The organism is Variovorax sp. Soil_C_17, from assembly GCF_057657265.1.
Map to the genome: position 1 here is coordinate 86,324 of NZ_JBDGIT010000013.1, position 14,953 is coordinate 101,276.

13 protein-coding genes and 2 pseudogenes are annotated in these 14,953 nt (G+C 70.0%); 11 read left to right on the plus strand and 4 right to left on the minus strand.

The genetic code is table 11. The annotated features are described in order from the left end of the window. Nucleotides 1-4: 4 nt before the first annotated feature. The 3 genes from AC3A6Y_RS31570 to AC3A6Y_RS31580 all read right to left on the minus strand — a co-directional run bounded on the left by AC3A6Y_RS31570 (nucleotide 5) and on the right by AC3A6Y_RS31580 (nucleotide 2,835). A complete protein-coding gene (locus AC3A6Y_RS31570) occupies nucleotides 5-892 on the minus strand; it encodes a CoA transferase subunit A (protein WP_487872165.1) in 888 nt (295 codons plus the stop codon). A gap of 21 nt (nucleotides 893-913) precedes the next feature. Further along, on the minus strand, nucleotides 914-1,708 hold the full coding sequence (locus tag AC3A6Y_RS31575) for a CoA-transferase (RefSeq protein ID WP_209501231.1): 795 nt from the start codon (nucleotides 1,706-1,708) through the stop codon (nucleotides 914-916). Nucleotides 1,709-1,923: 215 nt separating this feature from the next. Beyond that, entirely contained in the window at nucleotides 1,924-2,835 is a 912-nt protein-coding gene (locus tag AC3A6Y_RS31580) for a FadR/GntR family transcriptional regulator (protein WP_487872166.1), read from the minus strand. Between the two features lie 156 nt (nucleotides 2,836-2,991). Between AC3A6Y_RS31580 and AC3A6Y_RS31585 the strand changes: the two genes are divergently transcribed. From AC3A6Y_RS31585 to AC3A6Y_RS31595, 3 genes and pseudogenes are all read left to right on the plus strand, one after another. Then, on the plus strand, nucleotides 2,992-5,247 hold the full coding sequence (locus tag AC3A6Y_RS31585) for an acyl-CoA dehydrogenase family protein (protein ID WP_487872167.1): 2,256 nt from the start codon (nucleotides 2,992-2,994) through the stop codon (nucleotides 5,245-5,247). A gap of 104 nt (nucleotides 5,248-5,351) precedes the next feature. After that, nucleotides 5,352-5,459 (plus strand): annotated as a pseudogene (locus AC3A6Y_RS31590) (tripartite tricarboxylate transporter substrate binding protein); the annotation flags it as partial. A 139-nt stretch (nucleotides 5,460-5,598) separates the two neighbouring features. Then, nucleotides 5,599-5,931, plus strand: a pseudogene (locus AC3A6Y_RS31595) (tripartite tricarboxylate transporter substrate-binding protein); the annotation flags it as partial. Between the two features lie 97 nt (nucleotides 5,932-6,028). Here AC3A6Y_RS31595 and AC3A6Y_RS31600 read toward each other — a convergent pair. Next, entirely contained in the window at nucleotides 6,029-6,814 is a 786-nt protein-coding gene (locus AC3A6Y_RS31600; RefSeq protein WP_487872168.1) for a FadR/GntR family transcriptional regulator, read from the minus strand. Between the two features lie 107 nt (nucleotides 6,815-6,921). Between AC3A6Y_RS31600 and AC3A6Y_RS31605 the strand changes: the two genes are divergently transcribed. The 8 genes from AC3A6Y_RS31605 to prpB are packed head-to-tail and all read left to right on the plus strand — an operon-like array spanning nucleotide 6,922 to nucleotide 14,949. Beyond that, the gene (locus AC3A6Y_RS31605) at nucleotides 6,922-8,553 is read left to right on the plus strand and encodes an FAD-dependent oxidoreductase (protein WP_487872169.1); all 1,632 of its coding nucleotides are present in this window, start codon (nucleotides 6,922-6,924) and stop codon (nucleotides 8,551-8,553) included. Between the two features lie 17 nt (nucleotides 8,554-8,570). Continuing rightward, complete coding sequence (locus AC3A6Y_RS31610) at nucleotides 8,571-9,989, plus strand: FAD-dependent oxidoreductase (protein WP_487872170.1); 1,419 nt, start codon at nucleotides 8,571-8,573, stop codon at nucleotides 9,987-9,989. Continuing rightward, nucleotides 9,986-10,870, plus strand: a complete 885-nt coding sequence (locus AC3A6Y_RS31615) for a fumarylacetoacetate hydrolase family protein (RefSeq protein WP_487872171.1) — start codon at nucleotides 9,986-9,988, stop codon at nucleotides 10,868-10,870. The genes AC3A6Y_RS31610 and AC3A6Y_RS31615 overlap by 4 nt, the downstream gene beginning before the upstream one ends. Continuing rightward, nucleotides 10,851-11,246, plus strand: a complete 396-nt coding sequence (locus tag AC3A6Y_RS31620; RefSeq protein ID WP_487872172.1) for a hypothetical protein — start codon at nucleotides 10,851-10,853, stop codon at nucleotides 11,244-11,246. Before AC3A6Y_RS31615 ends, AC3A6Y_RS31620 begins: the two co-directional genes overlap by 20 nt. 17 nt (nucleotides 11,247-11,263) lie before the next feature. Continuing rightward, entirely contained in the window at nucleotides 11,264-12,259 is a 996-nt protein-coding gene (locus AC3A6Y_RS31625) for a cupin domain-containing protein (RefSeq protein WP_487872173.1), read from the plus strand. A 22-nt stretch (nucleotides 12,260-12,281) separates the two neighbouring features. Then, entirely contained in the window at nucleotides 12,282-13,466 is a 1,185-nt protein-coding gene (gene prpF / locus AC3A6Y_RS31630) for a 2-methylaconitate cis-trans isomerase PrpF (RefSeq protein WP_487872174.1), read from the plus strand. A 14-nt stretch (nucleotides 13,467-13,480) separates the two neighbouring features. After that, nucleotides 13,481-14,062: a nuclear transport factor 2 family protein gene (locus AC3A6Y_RS31635; RefSeq protein WP_487872175.1), complete on the plus strand. Its 582-nt coding sequence runs from the start codon at nucleotides 13,481-13,483 to the stop codon at nucleotides 14,060-14,062. After that, nucleotides 14,062-14,949 carry a methylisocitrate lyase gene (prpB, locus tag AC3A6Y_RS31640; protein ID WP_487872176.1) on the plus strand — a complete coding sequence of 296 codons (888 nt, stop codon included), beginning with the start codon at nucleotides 14,062-14,064 and terminating at the stop codon, nucleotides 14,947-14,949. Before AC3A6Y_RS31635 ends, prpB begins: the two co-directional genes overlap by 1 nt. Nucleotides 14,950-14,953 lie beyond the last annotated feature (4 nt).

Consider the following 14,953-nt stretch of genomic DNA (forward strand, 5'->3'; position numbering starts at 1 on the left):
TCCTTCAGGTCAGGTTGGATTCGGACGTCGTGAGGGTGCCGAGCCGTGCGCCGCCGAGCGCATCGAGGTAGGTCGGCTGCGTCGCTGCATCGCCTGCGTATTTCTTCAGGTAGGCGGCGAAGGCCTCGTCGCTGACGCTGGCCTTGACGTATTCCTTCAGGTGCTTCTCGTCGCCGCGGTAGAGGCTGGGCGACGCGGTCGGGTGCGCGCCCCATGGCGCCTCTACGACCATGTCGACCATCGCACTGGGGATCTTCGTCAGGTGGTTGTTGCGTCGGATGGTCTCGGTCGAGACGATGCGGTCGACCGACACGATCACCTTGCGCGAGGCCTGCGCCAGCATGGCGTCGAAGAACGGAGAGCCGAGGTACTGCACGTTGCCATATTCGTCGGCCTGCTGCGCGTGAAGCAAGCACACGTCAGGTTTGACCGCGGCGGCCGCCAGCATCTTGCGTTCGCCCGGCTTGCTCGGCAGCGGCAGGTAGAACTCAGGTGCGTGGCGCGGCAGATCGGTGCCGAGGTCGGGGATCGGCATGTACGGCAGATCGCAGATCGCCGCGCGCAGGCCGCCGGCAATGGCCGGGCCGTCGAGGTCGTACACCTTCAGCGTGCCGGCCTCGGCCTGCTTGCGAAAGTGCGGCGCGAGGCCGAACTGCTCGAAGCTGATGAACACGCAGACGGTGCTGCGCGCGCAGCCTGCGCCGATCAGCATGTCGGGCGCGATCGAGCCCGGCGTCGGGATCAGGTCGAGATTGCGGGCGCCCTTGCGGATCAGCGCACGCACCAGCGCCATCGGCTGCGCATTGAAGATCCAGCCGCCCATGCCGACCTTGCTGCCGTCGGCGATGTCGGCGACGGCTTCGTCGAGGGAAGCGAGTTTGCTTTTGATCATGTGGTCTGTCTCGTCAGGCGATCAGGGGAACTTGCGCAGCAGCGTGCGGCGCGTGTCGACGCGGGTGCGCAGCAGGTGCAGCTCTTCGGCGGTCGGCATCGTCGTGACGGGGGGCGTGCCTTCGACGACGAGGTCGAAGCCGGTCGCATCGCGCACCTGCTCGAGCGTGACGCCGGGGTTGACCGACAGCACGCGCATCGCCTTGGTGCCGGGCTGGAAGTCGAACACGCCGAGCGGCGAGATCACCAGCTTCGGCCCGCCGGCCGGGATGCCCATGCGCTCGCGCGAATCCCCGCCTTCCATGTGGCCGGCGCCGCAGAGGAAGTCGACGCGCGGCACGAACGCGCTCTTGTCGTGCCGCGTGAGCACGACGTAGAAGCGCTTGGCCAGCCCGCAGAGCGCGCTGATGCCGACCGTGCCGGGGCCGCGCACCTTCGGCTTGGCCTGCTCGCCCACGACCACCGTGTTGATGTTGCCGAAGCGGTCGACCTGCAGCGCCGACAGGATCGCGAAATCGAAGAAGTGGATCTTCCAGTCGATGAAGTCGATCATGTTCGGCAGGTCCATCCAGGCCTCCGACGATTCGAGGTTTTCGAAATCGGCAGTCGGCAGCAGGTGGTCGCGCGTCGGGTTCACCATGCCGCCGGGGCCGGAGATCCACCACAGGCGCGGCGCCTGCATCTGCCGCGCCAGGTTGCAGGCAGCCAGCTGGATGTCGGAGTTGGTGCCGATGATGACCTTCTCGCCATCGACCATGTCGCGCGCCAGCAATACCGCAAGCGTCTCGCCCAGTGCGGGCGCTTCTGAGTTTTCCATTCGTGTGTCCTGCCGTCGGTTCAGGGATTCTTCAATGGTTTTGGTTCAACCATTGCGATCATCGTACGGGCGTAAGCGCGGGCTGTCAACGGTGCAAACCGGAATCGGCGGGCGTGCAGGGGCGCGGGGGCGCGCCGGCGCGACATTGGTCGTACCAAATACACTCGGCGCTGTCGCGCCGCTTCCGCGCCGCCGCTGGCGGGCCGGCCGAGACCTCAGGCCCTGGTCTTGGGAGCCGGCTTGGCGGCCTTCTCGGACTGGCTGGATTCGGCGGACTTCGCCGCCGCGCGCTTGCGGGCCGGCGCCTGCGCGACGGCCTGTACCGGCGCCTCGTCGGCCGGCTCGACCTTCGAAAGATAGGCGCGCTGCAGCCGCTTCAAGCTGCTCTCCATCTCGGCGACCGCGGCCTCGACGTTGCCTTCTTCCATGTGCTTCATGAAGCGGCGCCGCGAAGGCAGGACGAACGCGTTCTGGTACTCGCCGATGGTGCGCACGAAGTGGTGCAGCACGTCGAGCACGCCGTCCATCACGATGATCATGATGGGGTTGCCGGTCATGCGCGCGAGCAGGCGGTGGAAGTCGATGTGCTTGGCCGCGCGCGCCGGGAAATCGCCGCGCGCCGAGGCTGCCTCGGCCTCCTCGATGTTCTTCTCCAGGGCGGCCAGGTCCTCCTCGGTCGCCCGGGTGCAGGCTTCGCGCACGATGATCGATTCGAGCCAGATCCGCGCCTCGGTCACCTGCGCCGGCCGGATCGTGCCGACGTGGTAGAGATCGAACAGGCCGGTCACGATCGCATCCCCGCTGCGCTCGCTGATGAAGGCCCCGCCGCTGGCGCCCTTCAGCAGCTGGATCAGGCCGGCATGCTCGAGCGAGCGGAGCGCCTCGCGCAGGGTGTTGCGCGACACGCCGAACTGCTCGGCCAGGGCGCGCTCCGACGGCAGCCGGCTGCCGACCTTGAGCCGGCCCTCGGCCAGTTCGTTTCGGATCTGCGAGGCGATCTCCTCGAAGGCCCGCGTGGAGCGGATCGCCTGGAACTTCGCCGCGGGCGGCAGCGCCGTGCGTGCTTCGGGCGCCGACTTGGGCGCGGCGGTGGCGGTCTTAGCGGCAGGGGCCTTGGCAGTGGACATTCGGGCGCTTTCGCTGGGTGGAGGGCAGGCCAAACAAGGCCGCTTCAATGATAAGACCATGCGCGCAGCAGCCGCTGGCTGGCGTCGAACCCTTCCGACGAATACAATGGTTGGACCTTTAAATCCCGCGCGGCGGGACCGCCCCCTGGAGACCCGATGAGCACCGCCCTGTCGCCCGACCTTTCCGCCTTGCCCTCCGACGACGAGCGCACCATGTTGCGCGACTCAGTGCGCGGCTTCCTCGAGCACCACTGGCCGGCGGCCGGCGCGGTGCAGGCGGCAGCCGACCCGGCACGCGTCGCGTCGGTCTGGCAGCAGCTTGCCGAGCAAGGTCTGACCAGCCTCGGCACCGACCCGAGCGAAGGCGGCTTGCGCGAGATCCTGATCGTGATGGAGGAGCTCGGCCGCGCCGCCTGCCCGGTGCCGCTGCACCATGCAGCGCTGCTGAACCTGTCGGCGCTGGACGCGGCGCCGCTCGCGGCGATGCGCGGGGGCAGTGCGCTTATCGCCCTCGCCTTCGCACAGGCCGATGGCGACGCCGCGGCCGGCGCGCTGCGTTGCGACGGCACGGCGGTCAGCGGAGAAATCGCGTTCGTCGAGGCGGCCGCATCCGCGACCCACTTCGCGCTGGTGCTGCCGGGCCCCTCGATCGCGTTCGTCGAGGCCGGCGCGGCCGGCGTCGTCGTCGAAGCCACTCCGGCGATGGGCACGCAGGGCCTGTCACGCGTGCGCTTCGAGCGTGCGGCGGCGACGCTCGTCGCCTTGATGCCCGACACGCTGGCCGACCTGGTTGCGATCTCGCGCCTGGCCCTCACCGGCCGTGCCGTCGGCGCGGCGGCGCGCGCATTCGAGATGGCGGTCGACTATGCGAAGGAGCGCCGCCAGTTCGGCCAGCCGATCGGCCGCTTCCAGGCGATCCAGCACAAGCTCGCCAATGCCTACATCGCTCTGCAGGGCGTGCAATTGACCGCGCGCAATGCCGCGCACCAGCACGACGTGCAGGCGCCGGCCTGGCGCCTGTTTGCGGCGGCCGCGGCGGTGCTGGCCGGCACCACGCTGCGCACGGTGTCGCTCGAAACGCAGCATGCGTTCGGCGCGATCGGCTACAGCGAGGAGCACGAGGCACCGCGCCACTTCAAGCAGGTCCACCTCGACGTGCTGCGCCACGGCGGCGCACGGCGCGCGCGCGCCGAGCTCGCGGCCTACTACCTCGACGGCCCACTCGACCAGCCGGCGCGCACCATGCCCGAATACGACCTGGGCCCGGCCGGCAATGCGTTCCGCCGCGAGGTGCGGGCCTGGCTCGACGAACACTGGTCGGACGCGCTCAAGGCCGCGCACGAGAAGCTCTCGTTCAAGGAACGCGAATACGACCGCGCGTTCGCGCGCGACCTGGGCCGCACCGGCTGGATCGGCCTGGCCTGGCCTGAGCGCTTCGGCGGCCAGGGCCGCAGCGCCTTCGAGCAGCTCGCGTTCATCGAGGAGATGGAGCGCGCCGAGGCGCCGCGTGCCGGTGCGCCGGTGCAGGCCGCGATGCTGCAGGTGTACGGCACGCCCGAACAGCAGGCGCGGTACCTCCCCGAGATCCTGCGCGGCGAGGCGATCTACGGCATGGGCTACAGCGAGCCCGATTCGGGCTCCGACCTGGCATCGATGCGCACGCGCGCGGTCCGCGACGGTGACGAGTGGGTCATCAACGGCCAGAAGATCTGGACCACGACCTACTGGGGCGACTACATGCTGCTGGCCACGCGCACCGACCCGGACGCGAAGCCGGCGCACGCCGGCCTCAGCATGTTCATCGTGCCGATGGACACGCCCGGCATCACGGTGAAGACCTCGACGACGATGTACGGCGGCGCCTTCGCCAACGTCTTCTACGACAACGTGCGGCTGCCGTCCGACGCGATGGTCGGTGAGGTCAACGCCGGCTGGAAGGTGCTGACCGGCGCGCTCGCGACCGAGCGCGGCTTCATCGGCGGCGGCATCGTGATGAAGGTGGCGCGCTCGTTCGAGCTGCTGTGCGCGCATGTGCGCACGGCGGAGGTTGACGGCCGGCCGCTGCGCGACGATCCGCTGGTGCGCGAACGCATCGCCACGCTCGCCGCCGAGATCGAGGCCGGCCGCCAGATGATGATGCACTGCGCCGCACAGGTCGATGGCGGCGAGACCCCGCCGGGCGACGCGGCGGCGAGCAAGGTCTATTCGGGCGAGCTGATGGAACGCTTCGGCGAGGTCGCGCTCGACATCCTCGGCATGCAGGCCACGCTCAGCGAAGGCAGCCCCGGAGCGATCCTGCGCGGGCGCATCGAGCAGAACCTGCGCCATTCGCTGATGTGGGTGATCAGCATCGGCACCAACGAGATCCAGCGCAGCCTGATCGCGCAGCGCGGGCTCGGGCTGCCGCGCTGATCGCCACCCCCAACACCGGAATTTCAACAACGCAGACGAATGAGCACACGCAGCAACCTGCTGATCCACCTACGCTGCTCGCGACCAACATGGGGCCGGCCGCGATGGCCGCCGCGGTCGAAACCAAGATGCCCTACAACCCGGTGACGGATTTCGCGCCGATCACGATGACTGCGTCGATGCCGCTGGTCCTGTGCGTCGCCGGCACCAGCCCGTTCCATTCCGTCAAGGACCTGATCGCCGCAGCTCGGGCCCGCCCCGGCGTGCTGAACTTGCGACCACCGGCAATGGCGGCACGGGCACCTCGTCAACACGCAGTTCGCACAGGCGACCGGCATCACGGTACAGAACGTGCCCTACAAGGGCGGCCCCGAGGTGTCGCAGGCCGTCATCTCCGGCCGGGGCGACTACCTGGTGCCGGTGCCGTCGGACGTGATGGGGCTGATGCGCGCCGGGCGATTGCGTGCGCTCGCCGTGGTGCAGAAGAAGCGCTCGCCCGTCATGCCGGAGGTGCCGACGATTGTCGAGTCGGGCGGGCCGGACATCGAGATCGACTAGTGGAACGCGATGCTCGCGCCCGCTGGCACGCCGCCGCGCATCGTCGAGATCCTGAACGACGCGATCGGCAAGGCGCTGCAGTCGGCGCCGATCAAGGCCAAGCTGGAAGGCATGGGCATGGTGCCGCAGTTCAACTCGCCGGCGCAGTTCCAGGCGGTGATCGCCTCGGATGTCGTGAAGTGGGACCCAGGTGGCCGCGGCAGCCGGCATCAAGCTGGAGTGATCAGGCGCCGTCGGCCGCCATCGTGCTCTGCTGCGCCTCGAGATAGCAGTTCAGCGACTCGAGGTGCGTCGTCATCTCGGCGGTCGCCTTCTCGACGTTGCGTGCGCGCAGCTGCTTCAGGATGAGGCGGCGCACGCCGATCACGTCGTCGCGCGGCTGCGGGCTGACCTTGGCCAGCAGCGTGCGCACGATCTCCGACAGCGAATCCAGCAGCATCACGATCACCTCGTTGTGGGTCGCGCGGGCCAGCACCCGATAGAACTCAGTGATGTAGGCATTGCGGCGCGAGAAGTCGCCCAATGCCGTCAGGCGCGCGGATTCCTCGATGTCGCGCTCGATCGCATTGAGGTCGGCCTCGGTGGCGCGCTCGCAGGCGAGCCGGATCGCCACGCCCGACAGCAGGATCCGCGCCTCGGTGATGCTCGCGCTCGGGATCTGGCCGAGCAGCACCATGTCGCGCACCGCCTGCGCGACCACGTTCGAATCGCTGCGCCGGATGAACGAGCCGCCGCCCATGCCCTGCTGGCAATGGATGATGCCGGCCACCTCCAGGCTGCGCAGCGCCTCGCGGATCGCGGTGCGGCTGACGCCGAACTGCTCACACATCTCGCGCTCGGCGGGCAGCCGGTCGCCCGGTGCGAGGGTGCCGGCCGCGACGGCGCGCCGCACCTGGTCGCAGACCTCCTCGAATGCGCGCCGCTGTCGCACCGGCACGAATTGCGCTGGCGGTGCCGAACGGTGAGGGTCGGCCTTGTTCAGCTGCAGCCCCTGGGCTTGCTCTCGCATGAAACGCTCCCGGTTGGATAGGTGATTCTGGGGCATCAACGGTTGAACCATACGGGTATTATTGTCATACCTTGCAGGCTGGTCCTGCAACAGGAAGGGTTCGATCGGTGAAATTCATTGAGACTGAAGTGCTGGTGGTCGGGGCCGGCCCGGTGGGCCTGGCCCTGGTCGGCGATCTCGGCTGGCGCGGGCGCCGCTGCGCGGTGATCGAGCGCTCCGACGGCGCGATCTACCAGCCGAAGATGGACGGCGTCGGCGTGCGCACCATGGAGTTCTGCCGTCGCTGGGGCATCGTGGCCGATGTCGAGGCCAGCCCGTATGTGCGCTCGTATCCGCAGGACAACGTCTACCTCACGTCGCTGAACGGCTATGAGCTCGGGCGCGAGCCCTTCCCCTCGGCGCAGGACGAGAAGCCCTCGAAGTTCAGCCCGCAGAAGCGCGAGCGCTGCCCGCAGAACATGTTCGACCCGATCCTGCAGCGCTTCGCCGCATCGCGGCCGACGGTCTCGGTCCACTACGGGCACAAGCTGCTGTCGTTCACGCAGGACGATGCCGGCGTGGAGGCGCTGGTCGAACGGCTGTCGGACGGCGAGCAACTCACCTTCCGCGCGCGCTACATCGTCGGCTGCGACGGCGCGCGCAGCGGCGTGCGCGACACGCTCGGCATCGAGGCCGGCGGCCGCGGCGTGCTGACCTACCCGACCAACGTGATCTTCGAATGCGCCGACCTGAACGCACTGCACGACAAGCCGCCCGGCTACCGCTACATCTTCGTCGGCCCGGAGGGCACCTGGGCGACGCTGGTCGCGATCAACGGCGCGGAGCGCTGGCGCTTCTCGATCGTCGGCGACGAGCGCGCGCGCGAACTGAGCCACGACGACATCCGTGCGCTTGCGGCACGCGCGATGGGCCGGCCCTTCGACTTCAAGATCCTGAGCGTGGTCGCCTGGCAGCGTCAGGAACTGATCGCGAACCGCTACCGCGAGCGGCGCGGCTTCATCGCCGGCGACGCGGCGCACGTGATGTCGCCGACCGGCGGCTTCGGCATGAACACCGGGCTGCAGGACGCGGTCGACCTGTCGTGGAAGCTCTCCGCGGTGCTCGAAGGCTGGGGCGGCGACGGGCTGCTCGCGTCCTACGGCATCGAGCGCAGGCCGGTCGGCGAACGCAACGTGCTCGAGGCCAGCGGCAACCTGGCGCGCATGCTCTCGCCCGGCGCCAACCCCGACCTGCTGGACGACACGCCGGCCGCGGCGCAGACGCGCGAACGCGTCGGTACCGCGCTCGCGCAGGCCATGAAGCGCGAGTGGTTCTCGGCCAACATCCATCTGGGCTACCGCTACCTCGCATCGCCGATCTGCGTCTACACCGACGTCGAAGATCCTGCGCAGCAGCAGGCCGAGTGGAACGATGCGAGCAACTACCGCCCAAGCAGCCGCGTCGGCTGCCGCGCGCCGCATGTGTGGCTGGCCGACGGGCGCTCGACGCTCGACCTGTTCGGGTGCGGCTACGTCGTGGTCGCGGCCCCGGGCGCGAGCGGCGAACTCGCGGCGCTGGCCGCGTCCGCGGCGCGCGCCGGCATGCCGTTCCGGATCGAGTCGCCGGCCGACCCTGCGGTGCGCGACGCCTACGAACGCCGCTTCGTGCTGGTGCGCCCGGACGGTCACGTCGCGTGGCGATCGGACAGCCCGCCGGCCGATGCCGACGCCCTGGTCCGCACCGTGGCCGGACACCACTGAACCGCAAGGATCCGCCGATGAACACACCCATTCCATCCACCGTCGACGTGATCGTGATCGGCGCCGGCATGGCCGGCCACTGCACCGCGCTCGAAGCCGCGCAATCGGGCGCCGCCGTGCTGCTGCTCGAGAAATCGGCGCACTACGGCGGCAGCACCGCGATGTGCGGCGGCGCCTTTGCGTTCGCCGGCACCGACGTGCAGCAGGCCAACGGCATCCAGGACAGCGCCGAGATCCTCGAGGAGGACCTGATGGTCGCGGGCAAGCACCGCAACGACCGTGCGCTGGTTCATGTCTATGCCACGCGCCAGCACGAGGCCTACCGCTGGCTGCAAGGCCTGGGCGTGCCGTTCGAGCAGGTGTCGCTGAGCGGTGCCCAATCGGTGCCGCGCAACCACGGCACCAACCCGGTCCATGTGCTCGAGACGCTGCATGCGCAGGGCCTGCGCGCCGGCATGGACTACCGCGCCAACGCGGGCGTCGCACGCCTGCTGACCGAGGGTGACTTCGAACGGCGCCAGGTCGTCGGCGTCGCGCTGGCGAGTGGTGAACGGATCCACGCGCGCGGCGGTGTCGTGATCGCGACCGGCGGCTTCTCGCGCGCGCCCGACATGGTCGAGCGCTTCGCGCCGCACCTGCGCCAAGCCAAGCCGATGGGCGGCGAAGGCAACACCGGCGACGGCCTGCGCATGGCCTGGGCGCTCGGCGCCGACCTGGTCGACATGGGCTTCGCGAAAGGCACCTTCGGCGCGCCGCTGGCCGAGCCGAAGCCGGGCCACGAGCACACGGTGCCGCGCATCCTCTCGGCCATGTACCGCGGCGCGATCGTCGTCAACGCGGCCGGGCGGCGCTTCGTCAACGAGTCGGTCTCGTACAAGACCATCGGCGACCGCTGCCTCGAACAGCAGGACGCGCGCGCGTTCCAGATCTTCGACCAGCAGGTGATGGACCAGTCGGCGCCGCTGCCGACAGTGGTCGACTTCCGAGCCGCGCTGGCGGCCGGCGTGCTGCTGCAGGCCGACTCGCTCGATGCGCTGGCCGCGAAGCTCGGCATCGACGTCGCCGGGCTCGCGACCACCATCGCGAACTACAACGCGGCCTGCGACAGGAAGCGCCCGGACGACTTCGGCCGCAGCTCGCTCAGCACCGGCTACGGAAAGCCGACCCGCGTCGAGCGCAGCCCCTTCTACGGCCTGGCCTGCACCACCGGCCTGACCTCGACCTACTGCGGCCTGCACACCGACACCACGGCGCGCGTGCTCGACGTCTACGGTCAGGCCATCCCCGGGCTCTACGCCACCGGCGAGGTGATGGGCGGCTTCCATGGCGAGACCTACATGAGCGGCTCCTCGCTGGCCAAGGGCTGCATCTTCGGCCGCATCGCCGCCGCCGATGCGATCGCGCGCGCACGCAAGCACACCGAGGTGACCGCATGAGACTCGCCGTGTTTGACAACCACCGCGTCGGCGTCGTCGAGGGCGACACGCTCTACGACGTCACATCGGCTGTGCCCGAGGCCGGCCCGCAGTGGCCGCCGGTCTACATGTCGCGCCTGATCGCCGACTGGGCGACGCGCCGGCCGCAGATCGAGGCCGCGCGCCGTGCCTCGACCGGCGTGCCGGTGGCCTCGGTCACGCTGCTGCCGCCCAACCCCTGCCCGGTGCATGTGTTCGCGGCACCGGTCAACTATGCCAGGCACGTCGGCGAGATCGGCGCGCGCTCGGTCAGCTCGGGCAAGTCGCCGAACGAGATGTGCTTCTTCATGAAGGCGACGGCCTCGCTCGTCGGCGCCGGCGGCACCATCGTGCTGCCGAAGGACTCGGCGCGCCGCTTCGACCACGAATCCGAACTCGCCGTGATCATCGGCCGCACCGCGCACCACGTGCCGCGCGCGCAGGCGATGGCCCACGTGTTCGGCTACGCCTGCCTGATGGACCTGACCATGCGCATCGAACCCGGCATCCCGCAGGAGGAGCGCGTGACGCGCAAGTCGTTCGAGAGCTTCACGCCATTCGGCCCCTACCTCGTCACCGCCGACGAGGTGCCGAACCCGCACGACCTGCGCAACCGGCTCTGGGTCAACGACGAGCTGCGGCAGGACGCGCGCACCAGCTCACTGATCGTCGACATCCCCGGCCTGATCGAGCTGATCTCGTCGGTCTGCACGCTGTACCCCGGCGACGTGATCGCGACCGGCACGCCCGAAGGCGTCGGCCCGATCGAGGCCGGCGACACGGTGCGTATCGAGATAGAGCACGTCGGCACGATGAGCCTGCCGGTTCGCCATGCAGAGGCAAATGCGCCGCGCCGCTTCTGACGCGCGCCGCACCTGCTGTACGGCGGTGGCCGCACTCGGCCTCGCGCTGCTGGCCGGCACCGCGCCGGCCGCGGCGCAGGGCTTCCCGAGCAAGCCCGTTCGCATCGTCGTGCCGTTCCCGCCCGGCGGCGGCGTCGATGTGCTGATCCGCGCGGTCGGCGCCGAGCTGTCGGCGCGCTGGGGCCAGCCGGTGGTCATCGACAACCGCGCCGGCGCCGGCGGACTGCCAGCGCTGGCCTATTGGGTCGTTCGGCAGCGGCAGCCAGCCGCACCTGCTGTACGAGCTGTTGAAGACGCCGAGTTCGCGGCCGCGATCCGCGACGACGTCGCGCTGACCGGCGCGATGGCCGCCACCGCCCGCGTGCAACCCGAATGACCGACCGGAGGACCGACGTGAACCTTGAAACCACCGCAACCGCCTCGCCTGCGACCAGCGCCACGCCCGATTTCGACGCGGCCGGCAACCTCGACCAGCTCCACGCGATGCTCGACGCGATCCAGGTCAAGAACGGCTGGAGCAAGCCGACGCCGTCGCTCTACCCGCAGCCGAAGCAACGCTTCGCCGGCGCGCGCTGGCGCTATGCCGACGCGCGTGCCGCACTGCGTGCGGCCGGCCGCCTGGTCGGCACCGAATGGGCCGAGCGACGCAACCTCATCCTCGCGAACCCGGTCGCGGGCAACGACTACCCGACCGTGACCACGCTGGTCGCGGCCTACCAGATGGTCAAGGCCGGCGAGACCGCGCGCAGCCACCGCCACACGCCGAACGCGATGCGCGTCGTGGTCGAGGCCGAAGAGGACACCTTCACGATCGTCGACGGCGCCAAGGTGCCGATGCTGCATGGCGACGTGCTGCTGACGCCGAACTGGAGCTACCACGGCCACAGCAACGAGAGCACGCGCGAGGCTTATCGGATCGACATCCTCGACGCGCCGCTGGTGCAGGCGCTCGGGCCGATGTTCTTCGAGCACCACCCCGACCAGGTGGAGGCGGCCGACCGCATCGAACCCGCCTCGCCGATGCGCTTCGCCTACGCCGATTACCTGCCGCGCCTGCTGGCGACCGCGCCGGTGGCGCCCGGGCTGCGCCAGCTCGAACTCGGCGCCGATCGCATCGACAGCTTCGACCGCGTCGCGACGCGGCTCGACGCCGGCGCCGACTGGGCCGGCGAGAAGAGCACCGCGAGCCGGATCCTGCTGGTGATCGACGGCCATGGCCACTCGACCATCGGCGGCCAGCGCTTCGACTGGTCGGGCGGCGACGTGCTCGCGGTGCCGAGCTGGATGGAGCACGCGCACCATGCCGACCAGGACGCGGTGATCCTCTGCGTCTCCGATGCGCCGATGCTGCGGGCGCTGCACTGGCTGCGCGGCGCCGATGCCGGATGAACCGGACGAACCAGACGCGCCGATGAGCCAGACCGCGATCCGCGCCACCTACATGCGCGGCGGCACCAGCAAGGGCGTGTTCTTCGCACACGACGACCTGCCCGCGGCCGCGCGCGTGCCCGGCCCGGCACGCGACCGCCTTCTGCTGCGCGTGATCGGCAGCCCGGACCCGTACGCCAAGCACACCGACGGCATGGGCGGCGCGACCTCGAGCACCAGCAAGGTCGTGATCGTTCAGCGCAGCGCGCGCGCCGACTGCGATGTGGAGTTCCTGTTCGGCGCGGTCGCGATCGACACGCCGCTGATCGACTGGAGCGGCAACTGCGGCAACCTCACCACCGCCGTCGGGCCGTTCGCGATCGCGCGCGGATGGATCGATGCGCCTGCCGACGGCACGGCCCTGGTACAGATCTGGCAGGCCAACCTCGGCAAGCGCATCCTGGCGCGCGTGCCGATGCGTGGCGGGCAGGTGGTCGAGACCGGCGATTTCGAACTCGACGGCCTCGCGTTCCCGTCGGCCGCGATCGAGCTCGAGTTCCTCGATGCGGGTGGTGGCGACGGCGGCGCGGCCGGGGCGATGTTCCCGAGCGGCGCGGTGCGCGATCGGCTCGACGTGCCTGGAGTCGGCGAAGTCGACGCGACCCTGATGAACGCCGGAAACCCGACCGTCTTCGTGGCTGCCTCGGCGCTCGGGCTCGCCGGCACCGAGCTCCAGCCCCAGGTCAATGCCGACAGGGCGCTGCTGGCGCGCTGCGAGGCGCTCCGGGCGCTGGCCGCGGTGCGCATGGGCCTGGCCGCGAGCCCCGAAGCGGCCAGTGCCGAACGGCCAGCGACGCCCAAGCTCTGTCTCGTGGCGCCACCTGCGGCCTACCGTTCTTCGAGCGGCAAGGCGGTGGCCGCGGACGATGTCGATTTGCTCGCGCGCATCCTTTCCATGGGCCAACTGCACCACGCGATGACCGGCACCGGCGCGGTCGCGATCGCGGCGGCCGCCGCAGTGCCTGGCAGCGTGGTCTCGCGCGCGATCGGCCGGCCGCTGCAGGGCGAGACGCTGCGCTTCGGCCATCCCTCGGGCGTGTTCTCGCTGCGGGCGAGTGCGAGCGAAGCGGCCGACGGCTGGCGCGTCGACTCGGTGGTGCTGTGGCGCAGCGCGCGCCGCCTGATGGACGGCCAGGTGTTCGTGCCGAACGACGATTCCGGAACCTGACAGGAGAGACCACCTTGAACGCGAAAGACGCCTATTCGATCGAGCGCATCGCCGATCGCATGCAGATCCAGGACGTGATGTACCGCTGGTGCCGCGCCATCGACCGGCTCGACTTCGACGAGATCCGCGCCGTGTTCCACCCGGAGGCGACCGACACGCACGGCCCCTACGACGGCGGCGTGGAAGGCTTGATCGACTGGATCCGTGAGCGCCACCAGGCGATCCCGTTCTCGATGCACGCGATCAGCAACATGCTGATCGAGTTCGCATCGCCCGACCAGGCCCTGGTCGAGACCTACGTGCGAACCATCCAGCAGTACCCGCCGGAGGCGAAGGCCGCGCTCGCGCAGTTCGCTGGTGGCCGCGAGGGCCAGGCCGGCGTCGGCGTCGACCTGTTCACCGGCTCGCGCTATGCCGACCGCTTCGAGCGCCGCAACGGCGAATGGCGCATCGCCAGACGCACGCTGATCCAGGACTGGAAGCAGCTGGTCGAGGTGTCGCCGAATGCGCCGAAGATTCTCGACCATTGGGTGAGCGGCAAGCGCAACAGGCAGGACTTCGTCTACCAGGAACGCGCCGCGATGGGGATCGCCTGATGGCGGCGCTGCCGAGCGCGGGCGCGGCGTTCCGCGCCGCACTGGCCGACGAGACACCGCTGCAGATCGTCGGCGCGATCAACGCCAACCATGCGCTGCTGGCGCAGCGCGCGGGCTACCGCGCCATCTACGTCTCCGGCGGCGGTGTCGCCGCGGGCTCGCTGGGCATGCCCGACCTCGGCATCAACACGCTCGAGGATGTGCTGACCGACGTGCGCCGCATCACCGCCGTCTGCGAGTTGCCGCTGCTGGTCGACATCGACACCGGTTTCGGCCCTAGCGCGCTGAACATCGCGCCCACGGTGCGCAGCCTGATCGCGGCCGGCGCCGGCGCGTGCCATCTCGAGGACCAGGTCGGCGCGAAGCGCTGCGGCCACCGGCCCGGCAAGGAGATCGTGCCGGCCGCCGAGATGGCCGACCGGGTCAAGGCCGCCGTGGATGCGAAGACCGACGCGGCGTTCTTTCTGATCGCGCGCACCGACGCGATCGCGGCCGAAGGCGTCGATGCGGCGATCGAACGCGCGCTGCTGTGCGTCGAGGCCGGCGCCGACGGCATCTTCGCCGAGGCGGTGCGCGACCTGCCGACCTACCGGCGCTTCGTCGACGCGGTGAAGGTGCCGGTGCTGGCGAACATCACCGAGTTCGGCCAGACGCCGCTGTTCACGGTGCCCGAACTGCGCGCCTCCGGCGTCGCGATGGTGCTGTACCCGCTGAGCGCCTTCCGCGCGATGAACCGCGCGGCCGAGAACGTCTACACCGCGATCCGCCGCGACGGCACCCAGCAGAACGTGCTCGACACGATGCAGACGCGCGAAGAGCTGTACGAGCGGATCGGCTATCACGCCTACGAGGCACGCATCGACGCGCTGTTCAAGGCGGGTGCCTGACGCC